Genomic DNA, 14,650 nt, shown 5'->3' on the forward strand with positions numbered 1-14,650 from the left:
ACGGCGAACGCGGCGCCGGCCGCGGCGGCCAGGTTCACGGACAGCGCGCCCCAGTCGACGTCGGCGCCCAGGGCCTGGGCCTGGGCCTGGGCCTCGACGGTCATCGGGGCTCCCGTGGCTCGTGCCGGTCGGCGGTGAGCAGGAGTTGGCGCACGTCCAGGTAGCGCGAGCGGAATCCGGCCTCGGAGTAGGCGAGGTAGAGCTCCCACATGCGGTGGAAGGTGCGGTCGAAGCCGAGGGCGGCGACGGAGTCGGCCCGGCGGTCGAAATCCTCGCGCCACAGCCGCAGCGTCTCCGCGTAGTGGTCGCCGAAGCCGTCGTCCGCCACGGTGCTCAGCCCGGCCGCCCCGCTCGCGCGGGCGATCGCCTCACGGGAGGGGATGAGGCCGCCGGGGAAGATGTACTTGCTGATCCAGGTGTGCGTGCGGGCGGTGAGGAGCATGCGTTCGTGCGGCATGGTGATGGCCTGGAGGGCGACGCGGCCGCCGGGGGCGAGGAGCCGGCGCAGGGCGGCGAAGTAGGTGGCCCAGTACTCGGCGCCGACCGCTTCGATCATCTCCACGCTGACGACGGCGTCGAAGGAGCCTTCGACGTGCCGGTAGTCGCGCAGTTCGACGGTGACGCGGTCGCCGAGGCCGGCCGCGGCGACGCGTTCCCGGGCCAGGTCCCGCTGCTCGGCGGAGAGCGTCACGGTCAGCACGTCGGCGCCCCGGGAGGCGGCCCGGATCGCCAGCTCGCCCCAGCCGGTGCCGATCTCCAGCACCCGGGTGCCCGGTCCGACGTCCGCGAGGTCGAGGAGCCGGTCGATCTTGCGGTGCTGGGCGGCGGTGAAGGTGGCGGGTGAGGCGGGGAAGGCGGCGAAGACCGCCGAGGAGTAGCTCATGCTCCGGTCGAGGAACAGGGTGAACAGTTCGTTGGACAGGTCGTAGTGGCGGTGGATGTTCTCCCGCGCCCCCTCGGGGGTGTTGCGCTGCTGCTCCGGACGCCGGCGCACCCAGGCTTCGCGCAGTCGGCGCAGCGGCGCCGGCGCCAGGTCGTCGACGTGGGTGGCGAGCACGGTCAGCGCGCCCACCAGGTCGTCGCTGTCCCATTCCCCGGCCATGTACGACTCACCGAAGCCGATCAGGCCGTCCGCGCCGATCCTGCGGTGGAAGGCCTCGGGGTCGTGAAGGATCAGGGTGGGCAGCGCTCCCGCCTGCCGGGGGACCCGGTAGGCGGGCGGCTCCCCGCCCCCGTGCCGGACCCGCAGCGGGAGCCGGGCGAGGGCCCGGCCGATGATCCGCTCGGCGACGGCGGTACGCAGGGCCGAGGCGCGGGGCGGCCGGGCCACGTCGGGCCAGCGCGCCGGGTCGACGGGTGCGAGCGCGCTCTCGCGGGCCGGGATGTACGAGACGGTCACAGGGTGCCTTCCTGCGTGGGACGGACGGGACGGGGGCGGACCGGGAGGCCGCGGAGGAAGAGGCGGATGCCGTGGAAGCGGATGCCGGCGGAGACCCGGGCGGTGGACCAGGGGTGGCGCAGGGCGGCGCCGATGAGGGCGCGGGCACCGGCCGGGCGGTGACGGCCCGTCACGGTCGCGGTGAACGGGCAGGTCCCGTCGTCGTGGCGCAGTTGCACGGTCAGGTCGAGTCGGTCACCGGGAACGGGCAGCCGCATCCGGTAGAAGCCCTCGACCGCGAAGAACGGCGAGACGTAGAAGTCCTTGGGGACGTCGGTCAGTCCGTCGGCGCCCGGGCGCAGCAGGTAGCAGTGGCGCTCGCCGTAGGTGTTGTGGACCTCGGCTACGACGCAGACCGGGGTACCGGCGCGGTCGTGGCACCAGTAGAGGGTCAGCGGGTTGAAGACGTGCCCGAGGACCCGGGCGTGGGCGAGCATCAGGACACGTCCGTCCGCGTTCTTCACCCCGTGGGCGGCCAGCTGCGCCTCCAGGCCCGCGCGCAGGGTGGGTGCCCGGCCGCCGAAGTGGTCCCGGGGGTCGAACCGGGCCAGTGGGCGCAGCGCCCGGGGTATGCGGGGCGGCTCGTCGATGTCGATGAGCCACAGGTAGGTGCGCTGCTGGAAGGCGTGGCGGACGGGGGTGGTGCGGGCGTGGGCCACCGTGCACTCGTACAGAGCCGGTACGCGGGGCGGGACGGCCCGCCCCGCGGCGGTGCCGTTCACCACCTCACCCCCAGGGCCTCGGCCGCGGCGACGCCGGAGAGGCAGCCGTCCTCGTGGAAGCCCCAGCCGTGGTAGGCGCCGGCGAAGGCGGTCACCGACGTGTTCAGCCGGGGCAGTTCCTGCTGCGCGGCGACGGACTGCGGGGTGTAGACGGGGTGTTCGTACACCATGCGGGCGATCACGTCGAAGGGGTCGACCCGGCCGCGGGCGTTGAGGGTGACGATGTGCGGCTCGGCGGTGGGCAGCCGCTGGAGCCGGTTCATGTCGTAGCTGACCTGGACGGTCTCGGGCCGGGCCGAGCAGGAGGGGAGCCAGTAGTTCCACGAGGCGCGCGCGTGCGCGGAGCGGGGCAGCAGCGAGGTGTCGCGGTGCAGCACGGTGGGATTGCGGGAGTACGTGAACGCGCCGAGGATCCGGATCTCGTCCTCGGTCGGATCGGCCAGCAGGCGCAGCGCCTGGTCGGGGTGGACGGCGACGACCACAGCCGCGTACGGGGTCGAGTCTCCGTCCGGGGTGAGCACGCGCGCGTGGTCGGCGGCACGCACGACGGCCCGGACCGGGGTCGAGGTGCGGACGGAGGTCAGGTGCTTGGCGGCCTTGGCCACGTAGCTCGCCGAACCGCCCGTGACCGTACGCCACTGCGGGGATCCCTTGACGGACAGCAGTCCGTGGTGGGCCAGGAAGCGGAAGAGGTACCGGGCGGGGTACTGGAGGGCGGTGTCCGGTGCGCACGACCAGACGGCCGCGACGAGCGGGATGGCGAAGTGGCCGACGAAGTAGCGGGAGAAGCCGCGCCGGTCGAGGAACTCCCCCAGGGTCTGCCCGGTGTCGGGGGAGGCGAGCAGCTGCCGGGCGGCGCGGTGGAAGCGCGGGACCTCGGTGAGCATGCGCAGGTGGCGGCCGCGCAGCAGGTTGCCTCCGCCGAGCAGTCCGGCCGCGCCCCGGGCGCCCGCGTACTCCAGGCCGCAGCCGTCGCACCGTACGGACATGCTCATCTCGGATTCCTGGGTGGTGACGCCGAGTTCGCGGAACAGCCGCAGCAGGTGCGGGTAGGTGCGCTCGTTGTGCACGATGAATCCGCTGTCCACGTGGACCGTTCCCGCGTCCTCGGTGGGCAGTTCATGGGTGTGGGCGTGGCCTCCGAGACGGTCGTCCGCCTCGTACAGCACCACGTCGTACGTGCGTTGCAGGATGTGGGCGGCCGTCAGCCCGGCCACGCCCCCGCCCACCACAGCGACTCTCCTCCGGTCCACGTCACTCAACCCCTCGCGCTCGCCTGCCCCGCACGGCCGGTGCCGGGCGTTTCACGGGTACTTCGGTGCCGGACGGCCGGCGGATGGGATCTTGTTTCGGCGGCTGCCGGGGACGGGCCGGCTCCACCGCCTCCGGCGGCGCTGCCGCCGCCGTGCGCCTCGCCGCCGAGGCAGTGGCGCATCCGGTGCAGCCCCCGCCGCGCGTGGCTCTTGACGGTGCCGAGCGGCAGCCCGGTGCGCTCGGCGATCTGGGCCTGGGTGAGGTCCGCGTAGAAGGCCATGGCCAGCACCTCCCGCTGTGCGCGGGGCAGTTTCGCCAGTTCGCCGGTGACGAGGAGCCGGTCCAGTACGGTTTCCGGGCCCGCCGCCGGCTCGCGCGCGGGCGGCAGGGCGGCGCCGGCCGCGGCCACCAGGTCGAGCCGGCGGGTACGGGCCGTGAGCGCGTCGGCGATCTTCCGCCGGGTGATGCCGACCAGCCAGCCGGGGAACGGCCCGCGCTCGGGCCGGTAGTTGGCGCGGCCCTGCCAGGCGGCCAGGAAGACCTGCTGGCTGACGTCCTCGGCCTCCCTGGAATCGCCGAGGGTGCGGGCCGCGAGGGTGAGGACGAGCCCGCCCCAGCGCCGGTACGCGGCGCTCAGGCACCGCTCGTCGCCGCCTGCGAAACCCTCGGCGACCTCGTGGTCGAGGAGCTGCTCCCGGGCCGCGGTCGCGGGAGACGGCCGGACGGTGACGCTCTGTGCGCTCATGGCGACTGCTCCTCGGTGCCGGGGACCGGTTCCCGTCCAGATTCCGACCCGCCCGCGCATCGATTCCACTCGCATCGGTTGTGCGTCGCATGATGGATCCATGAACGAGCCCGCACAGTCCGGCGAGGCCGGCGAGGCCGCCGAGCCAGGCGAGGCCGCGCACGGTGTCACCACCGGAGCCGTGGCACGCCGGCTGGGCGTCGCCCCGACGACACTGCGCTCCTGGGACCGGCGGTACGGCATCGGGCCGGCCACCCGCGAGGACGGCAGGCACAGGCGGTGGACCTCCGGGGACATCGCCGTCCTGCAGGAGATGTGCCGCCTGACCGCTTCGGGGGTGCCGCCCGCGGAGGCGGCGCGCGCCGCCCGGGCCGGGCCGGTGCCCGCCGGACCGGTGCCCTCCGCGTCCGCTTCCGCCCCCGCCGCACCGGCCCGTCAGCCGGGATCGGGCAACGGCCTGCCGCTCGGCGACGTGCGCCAGGAGTGCCGGGGGCTGGGCCGGGCCGCCGTCCGCCTCGATTCACCGACCATGGACGAGATGCTCGGCTCCCTGATCGGCGAGTACGGCCTGGTCACCACCTGGGAGGAGGTGATGGTGCCGACCCTGCACGCCGTGGGGCGCAAGTGGGAGACCTCGGGCGACCAGTACGTCGAGGTCGAGCACCTGCTCTCCTGGCACGTCTCGACCGCGCTGCGCCGCGTGAGCATCGGGGCGCTGTCCGGGCCCCGGGCGAGCGCTCCCCCGATCCTGCTGGCGTGCGTACCGGGCGAGCAGCACACGCTCCCGCTGGAGGCGCTCGCCGCCGGTCTCGCCGAACTGGGCCTGCCCGCCCGGATGTTCGGGGCAGCGGTGCCGCCCGAGGCGCTCGACCAGGCCGTGCGCCGGACCGGGCCGGTCGCGGTCGTGCTGTGGGCCCAGGCCCGCTCCACCGCGCACCACGCCCTGGCCCGGCACGTCGCCGACACCACCTGGGGGGTCAAGGGCGCCCGGGCCAGGACCACGGTCCTCCTGGCGGGCCCCGGCTGGGCGGGGCCCGTACCCGCCCCGGGCATGCTGCGCCCCGGCGGGCTGCGGGAGGCGCTGGGCCTGCTGCGCGGACTGTGCGAGGCGGCGACGACCGCGGTGGCAGGAAGCGGTGCGGCCGCTCAACGCTCCTGACCGGCACGGGCCTGCTCGACCACGTCGCGGATCGCCCGCACGACGAGCCGCGGCTGCTCGACGGCGATGCCGTGGCCGCTGTCGCTGTCGGTGACGTGCCGGGCCCGCAGGTCCTCGGCCAGGCGCCGCTGGGCGGCCAGCCAGGCCGGCCAGGTCGATCCGCCTCCGACCGAGAGGTCCCACGGGTGGTCGGAGGTGAGCACGACGGCGGGCAGGCCGCGCGGCAGGGCGGGCGCCCCGCGCAGCTCCCGTACGGCGCCGGGGTAGTCGGGCCTTTCGAGGCCCTTCCCGGGGTCCGTGGCCCGGATCTTGTCCATCCACGCCGACCACTGGGCCGGTGTCAGGGTGTCCTTCAGGAACGGGGAGGCGCCGTCGACGGTCACCACCCCGGCGGTCCGCGCCGGTTCGGCCCGCGCGAACAGCGAGGCGATCATCGCTCCCCACGAGGCTCCGACCAGTACGTACGGCGGGTGCTCACCGGCCGCGGCGAGCGCCGCCCGCAGGTCCCTGACGCCCGCTGCCGCCGTGGTGGGCTGGGTGACGGGCGTCCCGCTGTTCGGGGTACCGTCCAGCCGGGTCGTGCCGGGACGGTCGTAGGCGCACACCCGTGTGAACCGGGCGGCCTGCGGGAGCACCGCCGACGGATCGGGCTTCAGGGCGGCCTCCGGACGCGCGGCGTCCGCGATGTGCGTCCACTCGTCCGACGCACCCCCGGCACCGGAGACGAGCACGACCGTCGGGGACCCGGATCCGCGGCAGTCCAGCAGCACCCGGCGGCCGCCGCCGATGTCCACCGGGCGGGCCGGACCGTCGTCGTCGTCCCGGGCCGCCGCGGGCGCCGCCCCCGCGCACAGCGCGAGCGAGACGGCGAGGGTGACAGCGGCGGCGGACACGTGACGGACCCCGACCAGGCGTCTTGCGAACACCCGTCCAGTCTGGCACCCGGCGGTGACCGCCGACAGCCGGTGGGATCACCGGCCGTCCCTGTCACGGGCCGTTCCTGTCACGGGCCGTCCACGTCACGGGCCGCCCCTGTCACGGGCTGTCCTTCCCGCGGGCCTGCCGGAAGCGGGCGAGCCCCTCCGGGAGCCCGACCAGGGGGTCCGGGTAGTCGTACCGGGCCCGTTCCAGGCCGGCCAGCCGCCAGGGCTCGTGGACCGAAGAGCCCGGCAGTCCGGCGAGTTCCGGGACCCAGCGCCGTACGTACGCCCCGTCGGGGTCGTACCGCTTGCCCTGGATCACCGGGTTGAGCACCCGGTTGGGGCGGCTGTCGGTGCCGGTACCGGCCACCCACTGCCAGTTGAGCTGGTTGTTGGCCACGTCCCCGTCGACCAGCAGGTCGAGGAAGTGGCGGGCTCCGGCGCGCCAGTCGATGTAGAGCGTCTTGGTCAGGAAGGACGCGGCGAGCAGCCGGCCCCGGCCCGGCATCCAGCCCTCGTGGGCGAGTTGCCGCATGGCCGCGTCCACCACGGGATAGCCGGTGCGGCCCTCCTTCCAGGCCAGCAGGTCGGCCTCGGCCGCCTTGCCGCGCCGCCAGCGGTCGGCCCGGGTGCGGTAGTCCCGGGCGGCGGCGCCGGGGCGGGCGGCGAGGAGCTGGTACTGGAAGTCGCGCCAGCAGAGCTGGCGTACGAAGGCCTCGGCGCCCGCCCCGCCCCGGGACCGCGCCCGGTACACGGCCTCGGCCGCCGAGACCGCGCCGAAGTGGATGTACGGGGAGAGGCGGGAGGTGGCGTCGCCGGGGAGGTCGTCGTGGCCTTCCTCGTACCCGTCGGCGTACTCCCCCAGCCAGTCCGTGAGCCGCTGCCTGCCCTCGCGCTCACCCCCGGTGGCCACGCCCGCCGAGACGGCCGCGACCGCGGCGCGGGACGGGAGCGCCTCGGAGCGGATGGCGCCGGGCACCCGGACCTCCTGCGGCGGCGCGAGCGGCTCGCGCAGCCGCTCGCCCGACCAGCGCCTGAAGTACGGGGTGAAGACGGCGAAGTGATCGGATCCGCTCGGTGTCACGGCGCCGGCGGGCAGGGCGGTGACCACGCCGTCGTGGACGTAGAGGCGCCGCCCGTCGGCCTCCAGGGCGCTGCGCAGCCGCTGCTCGCGGTGCAGGGCGAAGGCGCTGCACCCGGCCGCCATGTGCACCTCGTCGGCGTCGGCCTGCCGTACGACGGCGCACACCTCGGCGACGGGGTCGCCCGAGCGCACCACCAGCCGGCCGCCGCGCTCGCGCAGCCCGGAGTCGAGTCCGGCCAGGCAGTCCGCGAGGAAGGCGAGCCGGTTGGGGGCCGCGAAGCCGGCGCGGTCCACCGCCGGGTCCCGGACGAAGAGCGGAACGGTCTCGTTCCCCTGGCCCAGCGCGGCGCGCAGCGGCGGATGGTCGTGGACGCGGAGGTCCGAGGTGAACAGGACGACCGAGACGTTCATGGTGGTGCTCCTGGCATCGGGCCACCGGGCGGACGCTGAGGTGCCGCGCGGTGGTCGCTGGGCTGGCCTTGCCCGTCATTCGGCGCGGGCGGCCGCGGCGGATGCAGCGGACGCGGGGGATCCGGCGGATCCGGCCGGGCCGCGGTCCTCGCCCGCCTCCGCCGTGCGCGCGATGTTGCGGGCCATGCCCCCGAAGACCACGGCGTGGAACGGCGAGACGCTCCACCAGTACAGGTGACCGGCCAGGCCGCGCGGATGGAAAAGCGCCCGCTGCCGGTACCGGGTGCGGCCGTCCCCGTCGTGCTCGGCGTACATCTCCAGCCAGGCGAGGCCGGGCAGCCGCATCTCGGCGCGGAGCCTGAGCAGCCGGCCGCGTTCGATCTCCTCGACCCGCCAGAAGTCCAGGGAGTCGCCGACCCGCAGGTGTGCGGCGTCCCGGCGGCCCCGGCGCAGTCCGACGCCCCCGACGAGCCGGTCGAACCAGCCGCGGACGGCCCAGGCGAGCGGGAAGGAGTACCAGCCGTTCTCCCCGCCGATCCCCTCCACGACCCGCCACAGGGCCTGCGGCGAGGCTTCGACGGTGCGTTCGCGCACATCGGAGTAGAGGCTGCCGCCGGCCCAGTCGGGGTCGGTGGGCAGCGGGTCGCTCGGCGCGCCGGGCACGGAGGCGGAGGACCAGCGGGTGAGGACCTGGGCGTCGCGGACCTTCTGGAGGGCGTAGGTGAGGGCCGTGTCGAAGTCGAGGGGGGTGCCGGGCGGGTCGGGCACCCAGGTCGCGATGTCGTGCTCGTCGCAGACGACCTCGTACTTGAGGGACTCCGCGAGGGGGCGGGCGATGGCGCGGGGCACCGGGGTGACCAGGCCGACCCAGTGGCTGGAGAGCCGCGGGGTGAGGACCGGTACGGGCAGGATGAGCCGCTGGGGCAGCCCGTCGACCCGGGCGTAGCGCTGCATCATGTCGAGGTAGGTCAGGACGTCGGGGCCGCCGATGTCGAAGGCGCGGCTGACGTCGGCCGGCATGCGGGCGCTGCCGACCAGGTAGCGCAGGACGTCGCGGACGGCGATGGGCTGGATACGGGTGCGCACCCAGCTGGGGGTGACCATGACGGGCAGCCGCTCGGTGAGGTAGCGGAGCATCTCGAAGGAGGCCGAGCCGGAGCCGATGATGACGGCGGCGCGCAGCACCGTGGTGGGGACCCCGGAGTCCAGGAGGATGCGCCCGACCTCGGCGCGGGAGCGCAGATGGGGCGAGAGGTCCCGGTCGGGAACTCCGCTCGGGGTGAGTCCGCCCAGGTAGACGATGCGGCGGACGCCGGCGGCGCGGGCCTGCTCGGCGAAGTTCCGTGCGGCGAGGCGGTCGGTGTGCTCGAAGTCGCGCCCGGTGCCGAGGGCGTGCACGAGGTAGTAGGCGACGTCCACGTCCCGCAGGGCGGGGGCGAGCGACGCGGCGTCGGTGACGTCGCCGCGGACGATCTCCGCCTGCCCGGCCCAGGGGTGGTCGCGCAGTTTCTCCGGGGTGCGGGCGAGGCAGCGCACCCGGTGGCCCGCGGTGATGAGCTCGGGGACGAGCCGGCCGCCGATGTAGCCGGTGGCTCCGGTGACCAGGCACCGTGTGCCCGGGGCCGAGGGTCCTTGTGCATCCGTCATGGAGTTGCTCCGATCGGGTGTCGCGGGTGCTTCCCCGGAGTTCTTCCGGGGGCACGGTCCGGCTGGATGCACGGACCGCCGCCCACGAGCTGATCGTCCGGAGCGCGCCTACTTCGGCATGAGGACCGTGTCGACGATGTAGACGGTGGCATTGGCGGTGGGGACGTTGCCGCAGACCACCTTGGAGGAGTTGTTCACCTGGTAGGCGGTGCCCGAGCCCTTGGTGGTGATCATTCCCTTCTGGAGGGTCTGGAAGGAGCCGCTCCCCAGTTGCTGCGGGGTGAGCCTCTCGCCCACCACGTGGTACGTGAGGATCTTGGTCAGGGTCGCCTTGTCCGCCAGGACCTTGTCCAGGTCCGCCTTCGGGATCTTCGCGAACGCGTCGTTGGTCGGCGCGAACACCGTGATGTCCTGGGCATTGTTCAGCGTGTCCACCAGACCGGCCTTCTTCACGGCCGAGACCAGGGTCGACAGCGCCGGGTTGTTCGAGGCGGCGGTGGCCACCGGGTCCTGCGCCATACCGTCGAAGGAGCCCGCGCCGCTCTTGGGCACCGAGGCGCAGGCCTGGCCGAACGGACCGCCCGCGCCCGCGTCGATCTCGCCGATCGGCTGGGGTGAAGAGACCGCGTCGGGCGCGGCGGCCCCCTGATTGCTCGTACTCTCCTCCGAACAGGCGGACAGTGCCAGCGGAAGCAGCACTGCGGCGGTCACGGCGAGGGCGGCACGGCGGAAGGTGTGAATGCTCATGGTCTCTCCTGCGTCTACGGGGCTCACCCATCGGTGAGACACGCCGCCTATTCGGCACCGGCCCTCATCCGGATGGCCCCCTCACCCGAACGGATGGCGACCCGCACAAGCTGTCGGGTCGTGTTCCGGGGCTGCCGAAGGCCCTGTCCGCCGCGACCCATCCACCTGCCCCTCGGCTCCGAATGAGCTGTGCAACCGAGTACTCCTGGAGGACCTCCCCGGTGAGAGAGAACGTGCGCATAGGCCGGCATCCGTCGGCCGCTCCCGACCTGCCGGAACTGATGGGCCGGGTGGCCCGCGGTGACCAGCAGGCGTTCACGGCCGTCTTCGAGGCGGTGTCGGGTCCCGTGCTGGGCCTCGTACGGACCGTGCTGCGGGACCCGGCCCAGTCCGAGGAGGTCGCCCAGGAAGTACTGGTCGAGCTCTGGCGGACCGCCGCCCGCTACCAGCCCTCGCGGGGCTCGGTGATGAACTGGGTGCTGACCCTGGCCCACCGCCGGGCCGTCGACCGGGTGCGTTCCGCGCAGGCGTCGACCAACCGTGAGAAGCGGGCGGCGCTGCTGGACCACACCACGGCCTACGACGAGGTGGTGGAGCAGGTGGAGAGCCGGCTGGAGCGCGAGCAGGTACGGCGTTGTCTGAACGGGCTCAGCGAACTGCAGCGGCAGTCGGTCACCCTGGCGTACTACCGTGGCCTGACCCACCGGGAGGTCGCCGAGTTGCTGGCCCTGCCGTTGGGTACGGTGAAGACACGGCTGCGCGACGGGCTCATCCGGCTTCGTGACTGCCTGGGGGTGGGCGTGTGAACACCGCGGATCCGCACACGTTGACGGGCGCGTACGTGCTCGACGCCCTGGAACCGGACGAACGGACCGCCGTCGAGCGGCACCTCGCCGACTGCGTGTCCTGCTCGCAGGAGGTCCGGGAGTTCTCCGAGACCGTCACGCGCCTCGGGCTCGCCGTGGCCGCGCCGCCGAGTCCCGCGCTGCGGGACGCGGTGATGCGACAGATCGCGACGGTACGCCAGGAAGGCCCCGCGACGGTGAAGTCCGGACGCGGCGGCCACGTACGGCCCCGCTGGCGGCCGGTGTCGAACTGGGCCCTGGCGGCCTGCATCGCGGCGGCCGTGGCGCTCGGCGGTGTCGCGGTGTCGCAGTACGAACAGGCCGAGGACGCCCGGCAGCAGGCGCAGCAGGCCCGTCTCACGAACGACGCGGTCGGCGCGGTGCTCGCGGCCGCCGACGCCCGGGTGGCCACGGCGCCGCTGCGGGGCGGAGCGGTGGGCACGGTGGTCGTCTCGGCCTCCCGCAACCAGGCGGTCTTCGCGGCTTCCGGCATGCCGGCGCCGCCCGGCGGCAAGGTGTACCAGCTCTGGTACAACGACGGCGGCGGGAAGATGCGTTCGGCGGGGCTGATGGACACCGGCACCCCGGCGACGGCCACCCTGCTCGACGGCCCGGTCAACGCGGCGTCGGGGATGGGCGTCACCGTCGAACCGGCCGGCGGCTCGGCTCAGCCGACCTCGGCTCCGGTGGCCCTGCTGTCCTTCCCGACGGTCTGAGCCGGGCGCCGGTCAGACGGCGTAGGCCGTGTCCGCACAGTAGCGCCGGCCGCCCGAAGGCGGGCCCCGCAGCGTCTGGCGCCGTTGCATCTCCCCCAGCTACCGCTGGGAGGTGCCCCCGGGCGGAGGGCCGCCCGTGTACGGGACGTACTCGGGCGCGCCCGACCACCTGGGGGTCCCCCCGGACGGAGTCCGGGGGATGAGGCGCCGTGCCAGGCGTCGCGCGGCAGGCGGGACTTTGCGGACACGGCCTAGGTTGCCCGGAAGCGGTTGCGGTACTCCGTCGGCGTCGTGTCGAGCTTGCGGCGGAAGGCACGGACGAGGGTGTCGGTCGTGTTGAAGCCGCAGACGGTCGCGACGCGTTCGAGGGTGTCGTCCGTGGACTCCAGCCGGTTCCGGGCCACTTCGACGCGGGCCGATTCGATGTAGGCGGCCGGGGTCGTCCCCAGTTCCGTCTTGAAGATCCGGGTGAGCTGCCGTTCGCCGACGTGCGCCTGTTCGGCGAGGTCGGCGACGGTGAGCTCCTCGGCGATGTTCCGCATGATGTGGTGGCGGAGGTCCTCGATGCGGCGGGTCGTCGACACCGGTTCGAGCGGGACGCTGAACTGGCTCTGCCCGCCGGGCCGTTTCAGGTACATCACCAGCTGCCGGGCGACGCGCAGGGCGACGGCCTCGCCGAAGTCGTCGGCGACGAGGGCGAGCGAGAGGTCGAGGCAGGCGCTGATCCCGGCGCCCGTCCACACGTCCCGGTCCCGGATGAAGATCGGATCGGCGTCGACCTCGATCGAGGGGTGCTCGTCGGCGAGTTGGCGGGCGGTCGACCAGTGGGTGGTGGCCCGTCTGCCGTCCAGCAGCCCGGCGCCGGCGAGGATGTGCGCGCCCACGCACACGGAAGCGACGCGCCGGGCCGTGGCGGCGAGGGTCCGCACCCGGTCGACCACGGCGGGGTCGGCGAGGGCGCGGACCCGGCCCCGGCCGTCGACCTCCACCGAACCGGGCACCAGCAGGGTGTCGATGCTCCGCCCCGCCACCTCCTGGAAGGTGGTGTCGGGGAGGATCCGGACCCCGGCGGAGGTGGTGACGGGGTCCATGGTCTCCGCGGCCAGGGCCACGCGGTATCCCGACGCCTCGCCCAGCTCCCGCTGCAGCAGGGCGAACACCTCCGGCGGTCCGGTGACGTCCAGGAGGTCGACGCCGTCGAAGAGGACGACGACGATGAACCGTCCGACGGTGCTCAAGGGGGGTCTCCGTTCGGTGCGACGACGGCCGTGCCAGGACCCACCGTATGTCGGTTTCTGCGGGTTGGATGACATTGCCGACATTCGGGGTGGGTCATAGCGTGGAGAGCACGGCCGCCGCTCTGCGGCCGGCACCTCTCGACGTGACACCCCAGGAGGGTATTTCCATGTCCAAGACGACCCTGCGCGATCTGAGCGGCCTCGATCAGAGCCCGGCGTCGCCGGCCGGAGCGACGCTGATCCTGATCGACTGCCAGAACACCTACACCCGGGGCGTGATGGAGCTGACGGGATGGGAGGCCGCCCTCGACGCCGCCGCCGCGCTGCTCGCCCGGGCCCGTGAGGCCGGGGCGAAGGTCATCCACGTGATCAACGACGGCGGGGAGGGAAGCCCGTACGACATCCGGGCCGAGATCGGCCGGATCCACCCTCGGGTGGCCCCCGTCGAAGGCGAACCCGTGGTCGTCAAGACGGTCCCCAACGGGTTCGTCGACACGGACCTCGGCGACCACGTGGACGCCGCCGGCCACAAGGACGTCATCCTCGCCGGGTTCATGACCCACATGTGCGTGACCTTCACCGCGGAAGGCGCGTTCCTGCGGGGCAACCGGCCCACGGTCGTCGCGGACGCCTGCGCGACCCGGCCGCTGCGGACGGCGGTCGCCGAGGTGTCCGCCGAGCAGCTCCACCACGCCGCGCTCGCCACGATCGCCGATCTCTACGGGGTCGTCGTCCCGTCCGTGTCCTCCCTCGGCTGAGCCGGCGGCGGCCGGGCCGGTCAGCCCGCCGTCGCCACGAGGCGTCGCAGTGCGGCCTGGGCGGGTGGGCCCCAGGTGGGCTTGCCTCCCGGGCGGCCACGGACGCCGGCCTCGCCGATGAGGATGCCGCCGAGGGCGCGCTGTACGGCCCAGCCGCGGGCGCGGCGCACCGTCGCCTCGTCCGGGGTCGGCCGGTAGGCGGCATGGAAGCGGTCGGTGGCGCCGTCCGGCAGCAGGATCCAGGGGGCGGAGAGGTCGCAGGCCGGATCGCCCGCGCAGAGATCACCGAAGTCGATCACACCGCAGAAGGAGCCGTCGGCGGTGAGGACGTTGGCCGGATGGAGGTCGCCGTGGAGCCACAGCGCCGGGCCCGCCCAGACGGGCGCGGCGACGGCGTCCTCCCAGACCGCGCGGACGGCCTCCGGGTCGGGGATCAGCCCGAGCTCGGTGGCCGCGGCCAGCCCCTCGGCGAACCCGTCGGCGATGGCCGCCAGCGGCCCCCCGCGGCCGTAGTTGCCGACGGGTGCCCCGTCGGGGGCGGGCCGGTGAAGAGCCGTCAGGAAGGCGGCCAGCCCTTCGGCCGCGTCGGCGGCGTTCGTGGCCGGGGCGCGGTCGGCGGGCTCGCCGGGGACCCAGGTGGTGACGATCCAGGGGCGCGGGAACCGCTCGGAGGGCTCGCCGATGCGCTGCGGGACGGGCACGGGCAGAGGCAGGACCGGGGCGAGGGCGGGCAGCCAGGCGTGCTCCTTGCGCAGCAGCGCGTCTGCGGACGGTGTCGCCCAGGGCAGCCGGACGGCGAGGTCCTCCCCGAGCCGCCACAGCTGGTTGTCCCAGCCCCGGGCGCCGAACCGCACGGGGCGGTCCGCCAGATCGGGGTGCTGGTCGCGTAACAGGTCCCGGACCAGCTCCGCGGTGACCTCTGTTTCGGTGTGCGTCATGCGGACCAACCGTAGCGGAGCCCGTCAG

At 74.2% G+C, this 14,650-nt stretch carries 13 protein-coding genes and 1 pseudogene; 4 read left to right on the top strand and 10 right to left on the bottom strand.

Annotated elements, in window-relative coordinates:
• Window positions 1-100: 100 nt before the first annotated feature.
• The 4 genes and pseudogenes from ACFY0D_RS38175 to ACFY0D_RS38190 form a co-directional block, all read right to left on the bottom strand.
• Window positions 101-1,399 (bottom strand): class I SAM-dependent methyltransferase, encoded by a 1,299-nt coding sequence (locus tag ACFY0D_RS38175; protein ID WP_390802481.1) that lies wholly within the window; start codon window positions 1,397-1,399, stop codon window positions 101-103.
• Entirely contained in the window at window positions 1,396-2,160 is a 765-nt protein-coding gene (locus ACFY0D_RS38180; protein WP_390802482.1) for a DUF1365 domain-containing protein, read from the bottom strand. The genes ACFY0D_RS38175 and ACFY0D_RS38180 overlap by 4 nt, the downstream gene beginning before the upstream one ends.
• Complete coding sequence (locus tag ACFY0D_RS38185) at window positions 2,157-3,392, bottom strand: NAD(P)/FAD-dependent oxidoreductase (RefSeq protein WP_390802483.1); 1,236 nt, start codon at window positions 3,390-3,392, stop codon at window positions 2,157-2,159. The genes ACFY0D_RS38180 and ACFY0D_RS38185 overlap by 4 nt, the downstream gene beginning before the upstream one ends.
• 188 nt (window positions 3,393-3,580) lie before the next feature.
• Window positions 3,581-4,159, bottom strand: a pseudogene (locus ACFY0D_RS38190) (sigma-70 family RNA polymerase sigma factor); the annotation flags it as partial.
• 100 nt (window positions 4,160-4,259) lie between these two features.
• On the opposite strand from ACFY0D_RS38190, the gene ACFY0D_RS38195 reads away from it, so the two are divergent.
• Window positions 4,260-5,318 carry a MerR family transcriptional regulator gene (locus tag ACFY0D_RS38195; RefSeq protein ID WP_390802484.1) on the top strand — a complete coding sequence of 353 codons (1,059 nt, stop codon included), beginning with the start codon at window positions 4,260-4,262 and terminating at the stop codon, window positions 5,316-5,318.
• On the opposite strand, the gene ACFY0D_RS38200 is transcribed toward ACFY0D_RS38195, so the two are convergent.
• The 4 genes from ACFY0D_RS38200 to ACFY0D_RS38215 all read right to left on the bottom strand — a co-directional run bounded on the left by ACFY0D_RS38200 (window position 5,306) and on the right by ACFY0D_RS38215 (window position 10,127).
• Entirely contained in the window at window positions 5,306-6,244 is a 939-nt protein-coding gene (locus ACFY0D_RS38200; RefSeq protein WP_390802485.1) for an alpha/beta fold hydrolase, read from the bottom strand. The genes ACFY0D_RS38195 and ACFY0D_RS38200 overlap by 13 nt on opposite strands.
• A gap of 109 nt (window positions 6,245-6,353) precedes the next feature.
• Window positions 6,354-7,733, bottom strand: a complete 1,380-nt coding sequence (locus ACFY0D_RS38205) for a cryptochrome/photolyase family protein (protein ID WP_390802486.1) — start codon at window positions 7,731-7,733, stop codon at window positions 6,354-6,356.
• A gap of 75 nt (window positions 7,734-7,808) precedes the next feature.
• Window positions 7,809-9,380 (bottom strand): SDR family oxidoreductase, encoded by a 1,572-nt coding sequence (locus ACFY0D_RS38210; RefSeq protein WP_390802487.1) that lies wholly within the window; start codon window positions 9,378-9,380, stop codon window positions 7,809-7,811.
• Window positions 9,381-9,488: 108 nt separating this feature from the next.
• On the bottom strand, window positions 9,489-10,127 hold the full coding sequence (locus ACFY0D_RS38215) for a fasciclin domain-containing protein (protein ID WP_390802488.1): 639 nt from the start codon (window positions 10,125-10,127) through the stop codon (window positions 9,489-9,491).
• Between the two features lie 221 nt (window positions 10,128-10,348).
• Between ACFY0D_RS38215 and ACFY0D_RS38220 the strand changes: the two genes are divergently transcribed.
• Together ACFY0D_RS38220 and ACFY0D_RS38225 are read left to right on the top strand one after the other, a co-directional pair.
• On the top strand, window positions 10,349-10,933 hold the full coding sequence (locus ACFY0D_RS38220) for a sigma-70 family RNA polymerase sigma factor (RefSeq protein WP_301372762.1): 585 nt from the start codon (window positions 10,349-10,351) through the stop codon (window positions 10,931-10,933).
• Entirely contained in the window at window positions 10,930-11,688 is a 759-nt protein-coding gene (locus tag ACFY0D_RS38225; protein ID WP_390802489.1) for an anti-sigma factor domain-containing protein, read from the top strand. Before ACFY0D_RS38220 ends, ACFY0D_RS38225 begins: the two co-directional genes overlap by 4 nt.
• Window positions 11,689-11,939: 251 nt before the next feature.
• On the opposite strand, the gene ACFY0D_RS38230 is transcribed toward ACFY0D_RS38225, so the two are convergent.
• The gene (locus tag ACFY0D_RS38230; protein WP_390802490.1) at window positions 11,940-12,926 is read right to left on the bottom strand and encodes a GlxA family transcriptional regulator; all 987 of its coding nucleotides are present in this window, start codon (window positions 12,924-12,926) and stop codon (window positions 11,940-11,942) included.
• Window positions 12,927-13,093: 167 nt separating this feature from the next.
• Between ACFY0D_RS38230 and ACFY0D_RS38235 the strand changes: the two genes are divergently transcribed.
• Window positions 13,094-13,684: an isochorismatase family protein gene (locus tag ACFY0D_RS38235; protein WP_351159283.1), complete on the top strand. Its 591-nt coding sequence runs from the start codon at window positions 13,094-13,096 to the stop codon at window positions 13,682-13,684.
• Window positions 13,685-13,704: 20 nt separating this feature from the next.
• Here ACFY0D_RS38235 and ACFY0D_RS38240 read toward each other — a convergent pair whose 3' ends face one another.
• Window positions 13,705-14,622, bottom strand: a complete 918-nt coding sequence (locus ACFY0D_RS38240) for an aminoglycoside phosphotransferase family protein (protein ID WP_390802491.1) — start codon at window positions 14,620-14,622, stop codon at window positions 13,705-13,707.
• Window positions 14,623-14,650: the final 28 nt, after the last annotated feature.

Source organism: Streptomyces sp. NPDC001502, assembly GCF_042894785.1.
Lineage (GTDB): Bacteria > Actinomycetota > Actinomycetes > Streptomycetales > Streptomycetaceae > Streptomyces > Streptomyces kutzneri.

Coding starts and splice junctions, on each gene's coding strand:
- ACFY0D_RS38195 (WP_390802484.1), top strand. CDS start 4,260: ATGAACGAGCCCGCACAGTCCGGCGAGGCCGGCGAGGCCGCCGAGCCA.
- ACFY0D_RS38205 (WP_390802486.1), bottom strand. CDS start 7,733: ATGAACGTCTCGGTCGTCCTGTTCACCTCGGACCTCCGCGTCCACGAC.
- ACFY0D_RS38210 (WP_390802487.1), bottom strand. CDS start 9,380: ATGACGGATGCACAAGGACCCTCGGCCCCGGGCACACGGTGCCTGGTC.
- ACFY0D_RS38215 (WP_390802488.1), bottom strand. CDS start 10,127: ATGAGCATTCACACCTTCCGCCGTGCCGCCCTCGCCGTGACCGCCGCA.
- ACFY0D_RS38235 (WP_351159283.1), top strand. CDS start 13,094: ATGTCCAAGACGACCCTGCGCGATCTGAGCGGCCTCGATCAGAGCCCG.
- ACFY0D_RS38240 (WP_390802491.1), bottom strand. CDS start 14,622: ATGACGCACACCGAAACAGAGGTCACCGCGGAGCTGGTCCGGGACCTG.